Genomic DNA, 17,057 nt, shown 5'->3' with positions numbered 1-17,057 from the left:
CTGTGGCGTCAGGCCATCCGCGCCAGATCCTCTAGTGAGACGGGCGCCGCGAACGGCAGGCCGCGAGCGAACCGTCCGACCTCGTCGGCCACCCAGTCCCCCAGCCGGTACAGCTCGTTGCCCATGGCGCCGGCCAGGTGAGGGGTGAGCGTGACGTTCGGCAGACGGTACAGCGGCGAATCGCTCGGCGGCACGTCGGGCTCGGTCACATCGAGCACGGCATCCAGCCGCCCCGCGGACAGCTCGGCGAGCAGCGCGTCGTGGTCCACCAGCCAACCGCGGGCGGTGTTGATCACGGTGGCCCCGTCCGGCAGCAGAGCGAGCCGTCGCGCGTCGATCATCTGTCGGGTCTCAGGGAGCGCCGGCGCGTGCAGGGTGACGGTGTCCGCCCAGCTCATCAACTCGTCCAGCGACATGCGGAGCAGCCCGAGCTTCGCGGCCTCCTCGTCGTCCAGGTAGGGGTCGTAGGCTGCGAGCACAAGATCGAACGGCCTGAGCAGTTCCACGACCCGCCGCCCGATGCGGGACAGTCCGATGATGCCCACCCGGCGCTGGTGGTTACCGATCCCCGGAAATTCCTCCAGCAGATCGATGTGCTCCCGTCGCTCCTGGTACCGCCGCCAGATGGGATGGACCTTCTTGCCGGCGAGCAGGATCATGGCCAGGGTGTACTCGGCGACCGGCTGCGCGTTGACGCCGGCCGCCGTCGACACGGCGATTCCGCGCTCCCAGCACGCCCGGTCCAGGTGCGCCTTCACCGAGCCTCCGGCGTGTGCCACCGCGGCCAGCTCGGGAGCATGCCGCAGCACGTCGGCGTCGACCCGCGGAGCCCCCCAGCCGGTCAGCAGAATGTGTGCCTCGGCCAGTGCGGACAGCGCCGACGCCCGGTCAAAGCTGTCGAGGCACACGTCGAAATCGACATCGACGACTTCCCGCATCCTTGCCCGCGTACGGCTGGAGAAGATCTTCCTTGCGATCCCTGCCCGCATCGCCAGAACTGCTCTGTGACGGTTGCCCATACTCACGCTCTCCGCTCATCCCGCTGCCAAAGCTCCACCTGCCGCCGGGCGCGGCACCTAATCCCAAACCGGTGGGCGTCGATCCAAAAGGCACTCATCCGCCTGTTTCGCCATACGGCCCTTTCCCGCTGAAGTCAATCCCCCCCAACTACGCACGGGCTTGCGCCAATCCCGACCATGAGCGTGCCAGAGCGTACTCGACCCTGCATCGAGTCACATTGCCGGGGGGGCCTCATTTGACGCTCAGGGGACATACCTGTTCCAGCCGAAGAACACCGGCGGGCCATAGGACGCCGATAAACAACCTGGCGACCAGAAAGTACAGGGTTTGACCACGGGGTCCAATCCACTGCGGCTGTCCATCCATAGCGTGAAACCAATGCGCAACACCGAGTTCATAAAGACCTGGCCGATCGCCTGAGGCCATGCCCCTTCGTATCGGCGCAGGGCACGTGGCAGCAGGCGTCGACACTGAGGCCGACGCTTTGCAGAACTCGCGGCATGTGTTCGCACGAGCGATGACAGAGGTGGCAACGATGGCACGTCATGCAATGAACCGTCGGAACTTCCTCCGCAGGGTGGCTGTCGCCGGAGGCGCGTTGGGCATCTCCGGGTCATCCGGACTCATCGGCAGCGTTGCCGAGGCGGCTCCCGAACCGCTGAAGTGGGCACCGCCGAACACCTCGGGATATACACCGATCGAGATCACATCGTCAGAGAACCTGAGCCTGGACCCCGACACGGATTACGTGGTGACGAAGCTGCAGACCACCGGGGGCTTTCAGATCTTCGGCGGGCGCAACATCGTCATCATCGGTGGAGAGATCGCCGACGGCGGACTCAACATCAGAAAGACCACCTGGAACCGCCCGATGACCAACGGCCGTATCGTCCACATCGAAGGAGTTCTGTTCTCCGGTACCGACGTCGTGGCAGACGGAATTGGTGGCGATGCGCCGGAGGCGATCATCCAGATCGAGAACTGCCGGATCGAAGGACGCAAGGGCATCAAGAGCGGCCTCCACGCCGACGTTCTTCAGTTCTGGGGAGGCGTCAAGGAACTCCGGGTCGACGGGCTGTCGGGCTTCTCGAACTACCAGGGGATCTTCACGAAAGTGGAAGCCTCCAAGACGGACAAACCCATTGGGGTCTACAAGCTGCGGCGGGTCGATCTGCATGAGAAGGGCGCCCCCTACGAGGGCGGCCTGCCGATCCTCATGTGGTTCGGCTCCTCGGACGGATTCTCCCCTCTGCGATTCGAGATCGAGCGAGGGTCGGTATGGGTCGAGACCGACCCGTCACACCACACCTTCAGGGACACGCTGTTCCCGAAACCCGACCCTGCGCACATCGCCACCGACGGGATCGGTACCTACGCCACGTGGCCGACGCTGACGCCGACCGGAATGAGCGGCATCCTCGTTCAGGACGGATCAGGCGGATACGGACGGGTTTACCACGGCGGCGGCAGATGGGGCCAGTACGTTCCGGTAGGGCGCGCCGGCGTCGGCTACGTGAGCCCCGGGTACGCGTGACTTCGGCCTCTCCGGCGGCTCCCCGCATTCCGGACCCGCGTTCACACGCGCGAGCCCGACATGAAGCAGAAGCACCCGCCACCCAGCTCCACCCCCGCACAACTCACCACCCTGGAGAGACCCGTCCAATGAACCCTGTGGGCTCGCCTCCCCCTCACGTCCGGCTCATGGACTCGCTGCGTGCGGGGCGTCTGCTGGCGATCGTGCGCGGCACGGCCCCGGAGTCCGCGCTACGCACGGTGATCGCCCTGGCCGAGGAGGGCATCGAGGTTGTCGAGATCTCGCTGACCTCCACGGACGCGCTGCACGTGATCGCGCAGGCCCGCGCGGAACTCGGTCCGAAGTCACTGGTGGGCGCAGGAACCGTGCGCACGGCGGCGGACGCCGTACGTGCGATCGAGGCCGGCGCGTCCTACCTTGTCACCCCGGGACTTGTCGACGGCCTGTCGTCGAGCCGGCTCGACGAGGTTCCCGTACTGATGGGGGCGCTCACACCAAGCGAGATCGAAAGTGCCGTCGCCCGCGGAGCGTGCGCCGTCAAGCTCTTCCCCGCCTCCGCCACCGGACCCAGCTATCTGAAGGCGCTGCGCGGTCCGTTCCCCGACGTGCCGTTCGTGCCCGTCGGCGGGGTGGACGCGGCTCGCGCCCGCGCATACCTCTCCGAGGGTGCGGTCGCCGTCGGCGTGGGATCTCCCCTTATCGGGGACGCGGCGGACGGCGGAGACCTCAGCGAACTGCGCAGGCGTGCGGCTCAGTTCCGCACGGCGACGGAGGGACGGTGTCGGTGAGTGCTCCGGATGTCGTCACATTCGGCGAAACGATGGCAGCGCTGCGGGCCGACGGGCCCCTGCGGCTGGGCGGATGCCTCGGCCTGTCCGCTGCGGGGGCGGAATCCAACGTCGCGATCGGCCTCGCCCGGCTCGGCCACCGAGTGCGTTGGGTGGGCCGGGTCGGCGCGGACGAACTCGGTGCGCTCGTGTTGCGCACGCTGCGCGCGGAGGGCATCGACACCGACTATGCGGTCACGGACGACACTGGCCGCCCTACGGGGCTGCTGCTGACAGAGCCGCGCCTGGGCACGCTGACGCGTGTGCACTACTACCGCGCGGGATCCGCCGGTTCGGCCCTCCTTGCCGCGGACGTCCTTCCCGCCCTCACAGCCGGAGTGCGCGTCCTGCACTTGACGGGCATCACCCCTGCTCTCGCCCCATCGGCGGCCGAGGCCGCCCGGGCCGCCGTGACGGCGGCCCGCCAGGCGGGAATCACAGTCTGCCTGGACGTCAACTTCCGTACCCGGCTGTGGACGACCGACAGCGCCCGCGAGGCGCTCCGGCCACTGCTGGCCGGTACCGACTTACTCGTCGCCTCCGAAGACGAGTTGCCTCTCGCCCTTGAACGAGTCATGGGGGAGGCCGACGGCGTGAAGAGCCTCCTGGCGCAGGGAGTCAGGGACGTCGTCGTCAAGCGCGGTGCGCGGGGCGCCACCGTCTACACCGCGCAAGGACGCGCCGACCTGCCGGCCCGGCGCGTTCCAGCGGTCGACGTTGTCGGCGCGGGCGACGCCTTCGTGGCCGGCTATCTGTCCGCTGCTCTCGACGGCGCCGATGCGACAGGCCGCCTGCGCCGGGCCGTCACCACGGCGGGCTTCGCCGTCGCGACCCGCGGGGACTGGGAGGGACTGCCGACGCGGGACGAACTGGCCCTGTGCGACCGGGGAGACGGGACCACCGTCCGCTGACCACGGTGCCCGTGCCCGCATGGTCGTGCCGTACCTGCGGACGCCCATGGAGGGAGGGTGGCGCGGCAGAGTCCGGCACCACAACGCGGTGCGCGAAGCCTTTACGCGGCCTCCGTTCCGCAATATCTTGCGGCAAGTTCCTGCAAGGGATGACAGGAACTGTCCGTGGGGCTGCACGTGTGCACCGTCCTGCGCAGCCCTGCCCTTCCCCCACTGAAGGAGCCGCAGTGCACAGGAACGTGTCCCCACCCAGAAGAAGCGGGCGCATCGCCGCCGTCCTCGGGTTTGCCCTCGCGGGCCTTCTCGCCGCCCTGCTGCCGACGACCGTTCTCGCCGCTCCTGCCGCCGAGCCGGGCGCGGTGAGCGGGAGCGCCGCGAGCGCCACCATGCTCGGAGGTGACCCCCGCAAGGACTCGATCTACTTCGCGATGACCGCCCGCTTCTACGACGGTGACGCGTCCAACAACCGCGGCGGCAGCCAGCACGAGAAGTCGGGCAACGCCGCGAACGGCGACCCCATGTTCCGTGGTGACTTCAAGGGCCTGGCCGACCGGCTCGACTACATCAAGGGGCTCGGGTTCTCCGCGATCTGGATCACTCCGGTTGTCATGAACAGGTCTGATTACGACTATCACGGCTACCACGGCTACGACTTCTACAGGATCGACCCGCGCCTTGAGTCCGACGGCGTCTCCTACCAGCAGCTCATCGACGCCGCGCACGCCAAGGGCATCAAGATCTATCAGGACGTGGTCTACAACCACTCTTCACGCTGGGGCGCGAAGGGCCTGTTCGAGCCGACCGTCTTCGGTATCCGGGACGCGGACTGGTCGGACTACTACGACGCGCCCGTGGCCGGCAAGGAGTACAACCCCCTGGAAGAGAACGCCCAGGGCAAGACCTACAACGGTGACGTCTGGTCCTCCGAGCAGCCCGCCGACAGCACCTGCCCCGACTGGGGCAAGCCCACCGGCACCACCGATCCCGAGGGCCGCAAGAACTACAACTGCCAGTGGCCCAACCCGACCAAGGGCATGTTTCCCGCCTCCCTGTACCACCAGTGCTGGATCGGCAACTGGGAGGGCGAGGACTCCCGCAGCTGCTGGCTGCACGAGGACCTGGCCGACTTCAACACCGAGAACGCCGACGTACAGAAGTATCTGATCGACACCTACAACAAGTACATCGACATGGGCGTCGACGGCTTCCGCATCGACACCGCCGTACACATCCCCCGCACCACCTTCAACCGCCGCTTCCTGCCCGCCATCCACGATCGCCTGGTGGCCAAGTACGGCGCGGCGAAGGCCGACGACTTCTACGTCTTCGGAGAGGTGGCGGCCTTCGTGAACGACAAGTGGAACCGCGGTTCGGTGAACCACTCCGCGCAGTTCTACACCTGGAAGGAACGCAAGACCTACAGCGCGGACGACGCCCAGGCGGCGCTGGAGATGTACGAGTACGAGCAGGCGCAGGGCCCCGCGAACCAGCCCACCTCCACCAACGCCTTCCTGGACGGCAACACCTACCACGCCCCCGACCGCTCGAAGTTCTCCGGCATGAACATCATCGACATGCGGATGCACATGAACTTCGGTGACGCCCCGAACGCCTTCAACAACGGCAAGGACTCCGACGACAGCGTCAACGACGCGACGTACAACGCCGTCTACGTCGACAGCCACGACTACGGCCCGAACAAGTCCTCCACCCGCTACGCCGGCGGCACCGACGCGTGGGCCGAGAACATGTCGCTGATGTGGACCTTCCGCGGCGTGCCCACCCTGCTGTACGGCTCGGAGATCGAGTTCCAGGCCGGCAAGCAGATCGACTGCGGGCCCACGTGTCCGCTGGCGTCCACCGGCCGCGCCTACTACGGCGACCACCTGGCGGGGTCTGTCACCGCCTCCGAGTTCGGGAAGGTCGACAGCGCGAGCGGCGAGATCGCGAACACCCTCGACCAGCCCCTGGTCAAGCACGTACAGCGGCTCAACCAGATCCGCCGCGCCATCCCCGCCCTCCAGATGGGCCAGTACTCCACCGAGGGCATCTCCGGAACGATGGCCTACAAGCGCCGCTACACCAGCGGGGACACCGACAGCTTCGTCCTGGTCACCGTCTCCGGTGAAGCCGGCTTCACCGGCGTGCCCAACGGCACCTACACCGACGCCGTCACCGGGGACACCAAGAACGTCACGGACGGCACGCTGTCCGTCCCCGCCCCCGGCAAGGGCAATCTCCGGGCATACGTCCTGAACGGCCCCGGCAAGATCGGCACCGACGGCCCCTACCTGAAGTGATCAACTGACTGGGGCTCGGACGGCCGAGCAGGCCGTCCGAGCCCCAGTCACGGACCCCACCCACCCCCACATGAAGGAAACAGCGTGAAGAGAACATCCCGGTGGGCCGTCACGCTCTCGGCGTTGGCCCTCACAACCCCCGCCGCCATCACCCTGACCTCCGCGACCGCCGACGCCGAGACCGGCGTCCCGCACTCCACGGCCACCAGCGCCCCGAACGGCGACGCCGTCGCCAACCTCTGGGAATGGAACTGGCGCTGGGTCGCCGCCGAATGCACCGACCGCCTCGGCCCGGCGGGCTTCGGTGTACCTGCCACTTCGCACTCGGCTATCTGCTGGCAGGCCAAGACCGGTTGCCCCAGGCGGAGGCAGAACTGCGACGCACATTGGAGATCCTTGAGGGCACGGGCGCCACTCCGCGCCAAGTCAACGCGGGCGCTGAGCTCGCCCAGGTGCTGTGCCGGCTGGGCAGGCAGAGCGATGCCGCCGCGGTGCTGGCCGACTGCCGCACCCTCGCCGCCACGTGCCAGGACCCGGAACAAGCAGCCGAACTGGACCGCATCGACGCCAATATCGCCATACACTCCGGACAAAAGACCCGCGCCGAAACACTCCTGCACCGCGCCGTTGAGCAGTACAGCCGTATCGGTGCGGCCCTCGAAGTGGCAACGACCTGCCGCATACTCGGCGACCTGCTCATGGCCGAGGGCCGAACCGCCGACGCCGCGGCGATCTACCGCCACGGCCTCACCTTCACTCCCAGCCCGGCGCCGTGAGAGGCGACCCGCATCGCCCAGCGCCGGCCACAGAATGTTCGACGGCGGCGCGCGGCCGCGCAGGGACACCGCGATCGTGCTGCCCAAGAAGAAGCTGTTCGTCTTCTTCGACGCGGCAACCCGGGCCAGTGGATGCTGCACTGCCACAACGCCCACCACGGCGAGGCCGGGATGATGGCGAACGCGGCCAGGGCGGTACCGACGATGCCGCCAAGGATGCCGAGCAGCGCCGACTCGCCGACGAACTGCACGGGGATGTGTCGTGCGCGGGCACCCAGGGCACGTCTGAGCCCAATTTCGCCAGTGCGCTCCAGGACCGCTACCAAGGTGGTTTGCGATGCCGAGGGTGCCGATGAGCAGGCAGATCAGGGCGAGGAGCAAGAACAGCTGGCCGAGGCCCGAGCTGACGGTGCTGCGCAGCTTCTTCGGTTCGGTGGGTGGCAGGGGTTTGAGGTACTCGGGATGATCCGGCCGTAGCGCGACGGCGGCTTCGGTGGCGACTTGCTGGGCGGCGCCGAGCCGGGTGGCGATCAGCATGGACGAGCCGTCCCGAGGCGCCCCCCACAGCTCCTCGGCGGTAGCGCGTGGCACCAGGATGGAGAGAAACACCTCGGGCTTTCGCTGCACGTCGCTGGCGATCCCGATCACGGTAAAGGATTCGTCGCCAATGAATACGGCGGGCTCGGTGTCCAGGATCCGGCTCGGCCCCCTCAGCCGTCTTCGCCAGATCCCGCTGCTGTGCTCAGATCCAGCCGCTTTCCGTCGCGATGCGGGCGGCGTCGAAGCGGTTGCGCCCGCCGAGCTTCTTGATCGCTGTTGAGGACAGGTTCCTGACTCGCCTGGCAGGCGGTTCGAGCGGCGGCTCACACGGTGCCGCGACCAGGCGTGTGGCCAGAGGGCAATGCCGCCTCCTCGACCACGGCCTTTGGGCGGCGGCGGACGAGCTGGCCAGGGGGCCACGATGGTCTGCAGACCGGGCAGTAGGTCACCGGTTCGATACCGGCCCCAGCCACCGCGCCGAGAGCGCCCTGGACAGCGCAGCGTCCAGGGCGCTTTCCATTTCGTGGCCGGGTGGGATCACTGACTCTCCGTGCGGCGAGCCACGGACGGCACACGAAGCGCGTCGCCGCCAGAGCCAGCAGCGCGGTCGTCCAGGCGGTGACGGCGGCGAAGTAGCCGTCAGCGGACGCGCCCCTCCAGATCGCGCCGGGCCGTCGCCACGGCCGGCTTCGCCGTCGCGACCCGCGGGGATTGGGAGGGACACGACGTGGTCACCCACAACGTCTCCATGATGATCATCCAAGCCGGCGCCGCACGGAAGATCATGGACGCCGAGGCCGGGATGGCCCACGAGGCACTCCTCGCGGTGCAAGCGGGCGGCCGCTCGGCGATGGCGGAACTGCGGCACACCATAGGACTGCTCACCGTGAACGCCGACGGCGATCCCGCCGCCCCCGGCAAAGACCTCGCCCCACAACCCGACCTGGACCGACTCGACGCCCTCGTCGGCCGGGTACGCGAGACGGGTCTGAACGTCGAACTGACGGTCACCGGCACCCCCTGCCAGGTCTCGTCCGGCACCGGTCTGGCCGTCTACCGGGTGGTCCAGGAAGCGCTGACCAACACCACGAAGCACGCACGGGGCGCGAGCGCGACCGTAACGCTCACCTACGAGCCGAGGCCCTGCGGGTCGAGGTCACCGATACCGGCGGCAGCTCGGGTGCCGGTGCGGCCGGAGTGGGCGGCCATGGGCTGATCGGCCTGCGGGAGAGAATCGCGGTGTACGGCGGCGCCCTCGACACCGGACCAACCCCTGACGGCGGCTACCGGATCACCGCCGCGATCCCCCTGGAGACGTCATGCCAGGCCACCCGCTCCGCGTCGTGGTCGCCGACGACCAGGGCCTTGTCCGTACCGTCTTCCGCATGATCCTCATGGCCGACGGTATCGACGTGGTCGCCGAGGCCGCCGAGGCCGCCGAGGCCGCCGACGGAGCCCAGGCGGTGGAGGCGGTCCCCCGCATCCGCCCGGATGTGCTGCTGATGGACATCCGCATGCCCGACCTCGACGGCTTGGAGGCCACCCGCAGCATCATGCACGACTCCCCGGACGCGGCCACGACGCCCCGCGTGATCATGCTGACCACCTTCGACTTCGACGACCTCGTCTACGAGGCACTGGCGGACGGTGCCAGCGGCTTCCTCCTCAAGGACGTCACCCCGGAACACCTCGTCGCCGCCGTCCGCCTCGTCCGCACCGGGGACGCGCCCCTCGCCCCGGCCATCACCCGCCGCCTCGTGGAACGCCACGCCCGCCAGGCGCCTGAAGTAGCGGCGCCCGCCGCGCCCCATCCGGGCATGGCCGCACTGACCCCACGCGAACTCGACGTCTTGCGCCTGCTCGCCCAGGGCCTGAGCACCACCGAACTCGCCGCCCGCCTCCACCTCTCCGAGACCACCGTCAAGACCCACGTCTCCCGCATCCTGGCCAAGCCCCCAGCTCCAGCTCCGCGACCGCGTCCAAGCGGTGGTGACGGCGTACGAGACCGGGCTGGTCAGGGCGGGAGATGGAACTACTGCCTTGGCTCCTGACGCAGGGATCCCGGGGGAGGAATCACCGTTTCACCGGGGATGACGCGGCGCGACCGCCGCTGTCTCTACGCCCCTTTCGGCATGGCAGGTAGCCGCGAGCCACGTTCCGTCGGCGTGTGATCCTTCGACTGGGAAATCTGATGCCCTCGGAGCTGGCCGCCGTATCCTGACGTCACACGGGAAGGAGGCGTTGATGAGTGTCGACGCAATCATGCACACCGAGTTTCCCGAGGGATACACGGTCTTCTTTGGCGCCGACGGGAAGGTGATCATGACTCCGCAGAGCGAGGAGCACTCCAGCACGATCCGCTCGATGCAGATCGACACGCTCGCTCTGGGCCGTCACGCGAAGGTGACGTCCGAGGTGTACATCGACTTCCCTGCCGATGAGAACTCCGCCCCCGATCTCGCGATCCTCCGCGAGGACGCGCGGAAGCAGGGCAAGCGGTACAGCTTCGAGGACGTCCTGCTGATCTCCGAGGTCGTCTCGACCTCCTCGGCCCGCAAGGACTACGACGACTGCACCGCCAAGTACGGCCGCTACGGCATCCCGGTCTACCTGGTCGTGGACCCGTACGCGCAGGAAGTCGTCGTGCACACCCAGCCGAACGGCACCGGCTACATCGCCGCGCACACCCACAAGTACGGCACGGGCAAGCTCCCGATCGACCTGGCCGACGGCCGCGTCTTCACCCTCGACCTCAACGAGCTCCCTCGCCCCGAGTCCGGGTCTGTTACCCGCTGACCCCTCGCGCTGACAACCGTGCCGACTCGAACACTCCGGCGGAGGAAGTGACCCGCGGTCATCTCGATGGTGCCGGGTTCCGACTTTGCGCCTGCACGGATCGGGAGTCTCGTGCTGACATGTCAGCACGAGACCAGGATCGAGGAAGACGGAGCGGGATCGAGGAAGACGCAAACGGGGGTTTTTGTCCCGATCCTCCGGGGTTTCCGCAGGTCAGGATGGTAACGATTTCGGGTTCGAATCCCGTTGGGGGCACGCACCACTCTGTGCGACACTGTCGTACGTCACGCATGGTCCTGTGGAGCAGTTTGGAGTGCTCGCCACCCTGTCAAGGTGGAGGCCGCGGGTTCAAATCCCGTCAGGACCGCTGGTGTTTCACGTGAAACACCATGGCTGGGTAGCTCAGTTGGTACGAGCGTCCGCCTGAAAAGCGGAAGGTCGCCGGTTCGACCCCGGCCCCAGCCACAACCGCCCTGACCAGGGCATATCCCCTCTCCGTCGACGACGGAGAGGGGATTTTTTCGTCCCATCTACGCCAACCGGCGCCAACGCCGCTCAGGAGAGGGTGTCGCCCAGCCTCCGGAGTGCCTTCCGCTGCTCGTCCAGCGAGGCGTGGGCGTACACCTTCATGGTCACGCCGATGTCACTGTGACCGACGATCTGCCGGACGATGTGCGGCGGCGTACCGAGATCGAGTAGCAGCGACACAGCCGAGTGACGCAGATCATGAAACCGGATCTCCAGGCCCAGCCGCTAGCGCCTTCACCACGACCGGCGGGAGTGGCACGGTCCGGACCGATGCGGTTGTCTTCGGCTGGACCAGTGAACCGCGACAACCATGTGGTCATCTGCGGACCGCGCCTGTCCCCCATCATCGCCCAGGTACTCGAAGGGGACGACAACCTACGGTTCGAGAAGGACCATGCTTGGCACCTCGTGGATCAGCACACCGGGGAGAGGTACAGGTCCCCGCAGGACGAGGACGGTTCAGCGGGTGACTTCGGCTACTTGGGGCGGCTCCCGCGTCTCGATGGCCGGGGAACGTTCCTCTACATCGCCGGCATTCACGCCATCGGCGCCAACGGAGTCGTGCACTTCCTGGAGCACAACCTGGCAGAGCTGTACCGCGAGGTGCGGACGAAGCGCTTCTCGACGCTGATCTCCTGTCGGTACAACCCGGACACCCTGGAAATCACGGAGAGCCGTCGCGTCACCCCCATCTACCGACACGAAAGCTGATCATGCGAGTCTGCTTCGACACCCGCCCCGGCGGAGCCAACCCCAACGAAGATTGGGTGGGTGGCTCCCCGACACTCGCCATCGTGCTAGACGGGCTAAGCACCGCCGGCCTCCCCACCGGATGCCGTCACGGTGTCCCCTGGTACGTCGCACACCTAGGTGGACACCTGCTCGCGACTCTGGCCGAGCCCGACGTGCCGTTGGCGGACGGACTGGCGGAAGCTCTCGGGCGCGTCGCTGCGCTGCACCCTCAGTGCGACCTCAGCAACCCCGGCACGCCATCGGCCACGGTGGCCATCCTGCGCGAGCAGCACGGCGTCCTGGACCACCTCGTTCTAGCGGACTCTCCGATCGTCTTCGACAGCAAGACCGGCTACAACGTGATCACCGATCAGCGGGTGGACGAGGTTCTTCCCGAGCTGCGTGCAGAGGTGGAGCGTCACGAGACCCACACTCCGGGGCACAGAGAGGCACTGCAACGGCTCGTTCTGGCACAGCGGGAGGTGCGCAACACCTCCGACGGGTATTGGGTGGCAGGTTCCAATCCGGATGCTGCCCAGCACGGACTGACGGGCACCACGAAGCTGGACGAAGTCCGGAGTGCGGCAGTCATGTCGGACGGGGTGTCGAGACTCGTGACCGAGTACGGCAAAGCCACCTGGGATGAGGTGTTCGTCACACTCCGCAGGGGAGGACCGAGTGCCCTTATCGAAAACGTTCGCAGGATCGAGGCGACAGACCCGACCGGCATCCGGTGGCCCCGCTACAAGTCCGGGGATGACGCGAGCGTGGCGTTCTGCCAGTGGTGACCTGAGGCACAGGTGTTCCTGGCGTACGCCAACCCGTACGCCAACAGCAGCGCACAACCGCAGTAATTGCCGCCCTTCCTCGGCTGCCATGAGCGGGGCAGCATCGGTCTGGACACGGCCTGAAAAGCGGAAGGTCGCCGGTTCGACCCCGGCCCCAGCCACAGCCCAAGGGCCCCGACCGAACGGTCGGGGCCCTTGTCGATGTCCAGCGTGCCCGGCGTCGCGCCCGCGCCGGTGTCCGGTCAGGGCGCGCGCCGGCGGCGACCCGCAAAACCATTCGCCGGGATTTTCGGCCGGATGAGATCCTGGAATCCGTATGTCCACGCATCCCGCACCCGCCCCCGCCCTCGGCGCCCTCGCCTCCCGGCTCTCCGACGTGTCCCTGCGGGACGCGCACCGTCTCGGCCGGCGGCTGGAGGGCGCACGCAAGATCCGCAAGCCCGAGGCGCGTGCCGCCGTGCTCGCCGAGATCGAGGCGGAGATCGGCCGGGCCGAGGAGCGGATCGCCGCCCGCCGGGCCCGGGTGCCCGAGGTCGCCTACCCCGAGCAGCTGCCCGTCAGCCAGAAGAAGGACGAGATCGCCGAGGCGATCCGCGACCACCAGGTCGTGATCGTGGCCGGTGAGACAGGCTCCGGCAAGACCACGCAGATCCCCAAGATCTGCATGGAGCTGGGCCGGGGCGTGCGGGGCATGATCGGGCACACCCAGCCCCGCCGGATCGCCGCCCGCACCGTCGCCGAGCGCGTGGCCGAGGAGCTGCGCACCCCGCTCGGCGAGGCCGTCGGCTGGAAGGTGCGCTTCACCGACCAGGTGGACCCCGAGGGCACCTTCATCAAGCTGATGACGGACGGCATCCTGCTCGCCGAGATCCAGACCGACCGCGAGCTGCGCGCCTACGACACGATCATCATCGACGAGGCCCACGAGCGGTCCCTCAACATCGACTTCCTGCTGGGCTATCTCGCCCAGCTGCTGCCCAGGCGCCCGGACCTCAAGGTCGTCATCACCTCGGCCACCATCGACCCGGAGCGCTTCTCCCGGCACTTCGGCGACGCCCCGATCATCGAGGTCAGCGGCCGGACCTACCCGGTGGAGGTCCGCTACCGGCCGCTGCTGGAGGAGGACTCCGACGACGCCGACCGGGACCAGATCACCGCGATCATCGACGCCGTCGAGGAGCTGATGGCGGAGGGGCCCGGCGACATCCTGGTGTTCCTCTCCGGTGAGCGGGAGATCCGGGACACGGCGGACGCGCTCAACAAGAAGCAGTACAGATCCACCGAGGTGCTCCCGCTGTACGCCCGGCTCTCGCACGCCGAGCAGCACCGGGTCTTCCAGCCGCACACCGGTCGCCGGATCGTGCTGGCCACCAATGTCGCCGAGACCTCCCTCACGGTCCCCGGTATCAAGTACGTCGTCGACCCCGGCTTCGCCCGCATCTCGCGTTACAGCCACCGCACCAAGGTCCAGCGGCTGCCGATCGAGCCGGTCTCGCAGGCCAGCGCCAACCAGCGCAAGGGCCGCTGCGGCCGCACCTCGGACGGCATCTGCATCCGCCTGTACTCCGAGGACGACTTCCTCTCCCGCCCGGAGTTCACCGACGCGGAGATCCTGCGCACCAACCTGGCCTCCGTCATCCTGCAGATGACCGCGGCCGGCCTCGGCGACATCGAGAAGTTCCCGTTCATCGACCCGCCGGACCACCGCAACATCCGCGACGGTGTGCAGCTGCTGCAGGAGCTCGGCGCGCTGGACCCGAAGCAGAAGGACCCCCGCAAGCGGCTCACCGAGACCGGCCGCAAGCTGGCGCAGCTCCCGGTCGATCCGCGGCTGGCCCGCATGGTGCTGGAGGCCGACAAGAACGGCTGCGTCCGCGAGGTGATGGTGATAGCCGCCGCGCTGTCCATCCAGGACCCCCGCGAGCGGCCCGCCGACAAGCAGACCCAGGCGGACCAGCTGCACGCCCGCTTCAAGGACGAGACCAGCGACTTCCTCGCCTACCTCAATCTGTGGCGGTACATCCGCGAACAGCAGAAGGAACGCGGCTCCAGCTCCTTCCGCCGGATGTGCAGGCAGGAGTATCTGAACTTCCTGCGGATCCGTGAGTGGCAGGACATCTACACCCAGCTGCGCACGGTCGCCAAGCAGATGGGCATCCATCTCAACGACCAGGACGCCCCCGCCGACCGCATCCATGTCTCCCTGCTCGCCGGTCTGCTCTCGCACATCGGCATGAAGGATGTGAAGGACGGCAACAAGAACGAGTACCTGGGCGCCCGCAACGCCAAGTTCGCGATCTTCCCCGGCTCGGCCCTGTTCAGGAAGCAGCCGCGTTTCGTGATGTCGGCGGAGCTGGTGGAGACGAGCCGGCTGTGGGCCCGGGTCAACGCCAGGATCGAGCCGGAGTGGGTCGAGCCGCTCGCGGGCCATCTGGTCAAACGCACCTACAGCGAGCCGCACTGGGAGAAGGACCAGGCGGCGGTGATGGCCTACGAGAAGGTCACCTTGTACGGGGTGCCGATCGTCGCCCAGCGCAAGGTGAACTACGGGCGGATCGACCCGGAGCTGTCCCGGGAGCTGTTCATCCGCAACGCGCTGGTCGAGGGCGACTGGCGCACCCACCACAAGTTCTTCGCGGACAACCGCAAGCTGCTCAGCGAGGTCGAGGAGCTGGAGCACCGCGCCCGGCGCCGGGACATCGTCGTCGACGACGAGACCCTGTTCGACTTCTACGACCAGCGGATCCCCGAACATGTCGTCTCCGGCGCGCACTTCGACTCCTGGTGGAAGCGCAAGCGGCACGAGCAGCCGGACTTCCTGGACTTCGAGCGGGAGATGCTCATCAGGGAGTCGGCGGAGGCGGTCACCAAGGCCGACTACCCGGACACCTGGCGGCAGGGCCCGCTGAAGTTCAAGGTCACCTATCAGTTCGAGCCGGGCGCCGACGCGGACGGTGTGACCGTGCACATCCCGCTCCAGGTGCTCAATCAGGTCGAGGAGCAGGGCTTCGACTGGCAGATCCCGGGCCTGCGCGAGGAGCTGGTCACCGAGCTGATCCGCTCGCTGCCCAAGCCCGTCCGCCGCAACTACGTGCCCGCCCCCAACTACGCGAAGGCCTTCCTGGAGCGTGCGGTGCCGCTGCAGGAGCCGCTGACGGTCACCATGGCGCGGGAACTGAAGCGCATGGTCGGTGTGCCCTTCGAGGCGGAGGACTTCGACTGGTCGAAGGTCCCCGACCATCTGAAGATCACTTTCCGGATCGTCGACGAGCGCCGGCGCAAGATCGACGAGGACAAGGACCTGCAGGCGCTGAAGCTGCGGCTGAAGCCGAAGGCCCGCAAGGCCATCTCCAAGGCGGCGGCCGCCAGCGCGGTCCGCGCGGGCGGCGAGTCGCTCGAGCGCAAGGGTCTGACCGACTGGACCATCGGCACCCTCACGCGGGTCTTCGAGACCCGCCGGGCCGGCCAGCCGGTGCGTGCCTTTCCGGCGCTGGTGGACGACGGCGACACCGTCTCGGTCCGCCTCTTCGACACCGAGGAGGAGCAGGCCGAGGCGATGTGGAAGGGCACCCGCCGGCTGATCCTGCGCAACATCCCGGTCAATCCCGCGAAGTTCGCGTCCGAAAAGCTGACGAACCCCCAGAAGCTCGCGCTGTCCGCCAATCCGCACGGCTCGGTGCAGGCGCTGTTCGACGACTGCGCCATGGCCGCGGCCGACAAGCTGATCGCGGACTTCGGGGGCCCCGCGTGGGACGAGGAGTCCTACCGCAAGCTCTACGACAAGGTCCGCGCGGAGATCGTGGACACCACCGTCCGCGCGGTGGGCCAGGTGCAGCAGGTGCTGGCCGCCTGGCAGTCCTGCGAGCGGCGCCTGAAATCGGTGCGCAGCCCCGCCCTGCTGGCCAACCTCCAGGACGTCAGGGCGCAGCTGGACGGGCTGGTGAGGCCCGGCTTCGTGACCGAGGCGGGCCTGCACCGTCTGCCGGACCTGCTGCGCTATCTGGTGGCCGCGGACCGCCGGCTGCAGCAGATGCCGACGAACGTCCAGCGGGACACCACGCGGATGCAGAAGATCCAGGAGATGCAGGACGAGTACGCCTGGCTGCTGGAACAGCAGCCGCAGGGGCGGCCGGTGCCGCAGAAGGTCCTGGAGATCCGCTGGATGATCGAGGAGCTGAGGGTCAGCTACTTCGCCCACGCGCTGGGCACGAAGTACCCGGTGTCGGACAAGCGGATCGTGAAGGCGATCGACGCGCTGGCCCCGTGACGGGGACACCCTGGCGCCGTGACGGGATCGGCACACAG

The 17,057-nt window shown here is 67.9% G+C and carries 10 protein-coding genes, 2 tRNA genes and 5 pseudogenes; 14 read left to right on the top strand and 3 right to left on the bottom strand.

From position 1 onward, the window contains the following. Window positions 1–8 precede the first annotated feature (8 nt). A complete protein-coding gene (locus HCJ93_RS18440; protein WP_167996821.1) occupies window positions 9–989 on the bottom strand; it encodes a hydroxyacid dehydrogenase in 981 nt (326 codons plus the stop codon). A gap of 455 nt (window positions 990–1,444) precedes the next feature. Between HCJ93_RS18440 and HCJ93_RS18435 the strand changes: the two genes are divergently transcribed. From HCJ93_RS18435 to HCJ93_RS29195, 6 genes and pseudogenes are all read left to right on the top strand, one after another. After that, on the top strand, window positions 1,445–2,554 hold the full coding sequence (locus HCJ93_RS18435) for a twin-arginine translocation signal domain-containing protein (protein WP_167996820.1): 1,110 nt from the start codon (window positions 1,445–1,447) through the stop codon (window positions 2,552–2,554). Window positions 2,555–2,721: 167 nt separating this feature from the next. After that, window positions 2,722–3,342: a bifunctional 4-hydroxy-2-oxoglutarate aldolase/2-dehydro-3-deoxy-phosphogluconate aldolase gene (locus HCJ93_RS18430; protein WP_206317601.1), complete on the top strand. Its 621-nt coding sequence runs from the start codon at window positions 2,722–2,724 to the stop codon at window positions 3,340–3,342. A 32-nt stretch (window positions 3,343–3,374) separates the two neighbouring features. Beyond that, window positions 3,375–4,292, top strand: coding sequence for a sugar kinase (locus HCJ93_RS18425; protein ID WP_206317618.1), 918 nt, complete (start codon window positions 3,375–3,377; stop codon window positions 4,290–4,292). A 389-nt stretch (window positions 4,293–4,681) separates the two neighbouring features. Then, window positions 4,682–6,592: pseudogene (locus tag HCJ93_RS18420) on the top strand (alpha-amylase family glycosyl hydrolase); the annotation flags it as partial. Window positions 6,593–6,837: 245 nt separating this feature from the next. Beyond that, window positions 6,838–7,368 carry a tetratricopeptide repeat protein gene (locus HCJ93_RS18415; RefSeq protein WP_167996817.1) on the top strand — a complete coding sequence of 177 codons (531 nt, stop codon included), beginning with the start codon at window positions 6,838–6,840 and terminating at the stop codon, window positions 7,366–7,368. A gap of 49 nt (window positions 7,369–7,417) precedes the next feature. After that, window positions 7,418–7,557, top strand: a pseudogene (locus tag HCJ93_RS29195) (multicopper oxidase domain-containing protein); the annotation flags it as partial. Here the strand turns inward: HCJ93_RS29195 and HCJ93_RS29190 are convergent. Then, a pseudogene (locus HCJ93_RS29190) lies at window positions 7,539–8,061 on the bottom strand (ABC transporter permease); the annotation flags it as partial. The pseudogenes HCJ93_RS29195 and HCJ93_RS29190 sit on opposite strands and share 19 nt — an antisense overlap. Before the next feature lie 574 nt (window positions 8,062–8,635). Here HCJ93_RS29190 and HCJ93_RS18405 point away from each other — a divergent pair. The 5 genes and pseudogenes from HCJ93_RS18405 (at window position 8,636) to HCJ93_RS18385 (ending at window position 11,169) form a co-directional block, all read left to right on the top strand. After that, window positions 8,636–9,124, top strand: coding sequence for a sensor histidine kinase (locus tag HCJ93_RS18405; RefSeq protein WP_373563591.1), 489 nt, complete (start codon window positions 8,636–8,638; stop codon window positions 9,122–9,124). A gap of 103 nt (window positions 9,125–9,227) precedes the next feature. Continuing rightward, window positions 9,228–10,002, top strand: a pseudogene (locus tag HCJ93_RS18400) (response regulator). Between the two features lie 150 nt (window positions 10,003–10,152). Next, window positions 10,153–10,704: a Uma2 family endonuclease gene (locus tag HCJ93_RS18395; protein ID WP_167996816.1), complete on the top strand. Its 552-nt coding sequence runs from the start codon at window positions 10,153–10,155 to the stop codon at window positions 10,702–10,704. Between the two features lie 292 nt (window positions 10,705–10,996). Next, window positions 10,997–11,071, top strand: a tRNA-Asp gene (locus HCJ93_RS18390). A gap of 24 nt (window positions 11,072–11,095) precedes the next feature. Next, a tRNA-Phe gene (locus HCJ93_RS18385) sits at window positions 11,096–11,169 on the top strand. Between the two features lie 90 nt (window positions 11,170–11,259). Here HCJ93_RS18385 and HCJ93_RS30350 read toward each other — a convergent pair. After that, window positions 11,260–11,530: pseudogene (locus tag HCJ93_RS30350) on the bottom strand (site-specific integrase); the annotation flags it as partial. Here HCJ93_RS30350 and HCJ93_RS18375 point away from each other — a divergent pair. The 3 genes from HCJ93_RS18375 to hrpA all read left to right on the top strand — a co-directional run bounded on the left by HCJ93_RS18375 (window position 11,527) and on the right by hrpA (window position 17,019). Further along, complete coding sequence (locus HCJ93_RS18375) at window positions 11,527–11,943, top strand: hypothetical protein (RefSeq protein WP_240967682.1); 417 nt, start codon at window positions 11,527–11,529, stop codon at window positions 11,941–11,943. The pseudogene HCJ93_RS30350 and the gene HCJ93_RS18375 sit on opposite strands and share 4 nt — an antisense overlap. A gap of 290 nt (window positions 11,944–12,233) precedes the next feature. Next, window positions 12,234–12,752, top strand: coding sequence for a hypothetical protein (locus tag HCJ93_RS30210; RefSeq protein WP_373563590.1), 519 nt, complete (start codon window positions 12,234–12,236; stop codon window positions 12,750–12,752). A 316-nt stretch (window positions 12,753–13,068) separates the two neighbouring features. After that, the gene (gene hrpA, locus HCJ93_RS18365; RefSeq protein WP_167996814.1) at window positions 13,069–17,019 is read left to right on the top strand and encodes an ATP-dependent RNA helicase HrpA; all 3,951 of its coding nucleotides are present in this window, start codon (window positions 13,069–13,071) and stop codon (window positions 17,017–17,019) included. Window positions 17,020–17,057 lie beyond the last annotated feature (38 nt).

Origin of the sequence: Streptomyces composti (assembly GCF_012034205.1) — a bacterium.
Classification (GTDB): domain Bacteria; phylum Actinomycetota; class Actinomycetes; order Streptomycetales; family Streptomycetaceae; genus Streptomyces; species Streptomyces composti.
Note: the sequence above shows the minus strand (reverse complement) of the source record. Positions and strands in the feature narration are given on the sequence as shown.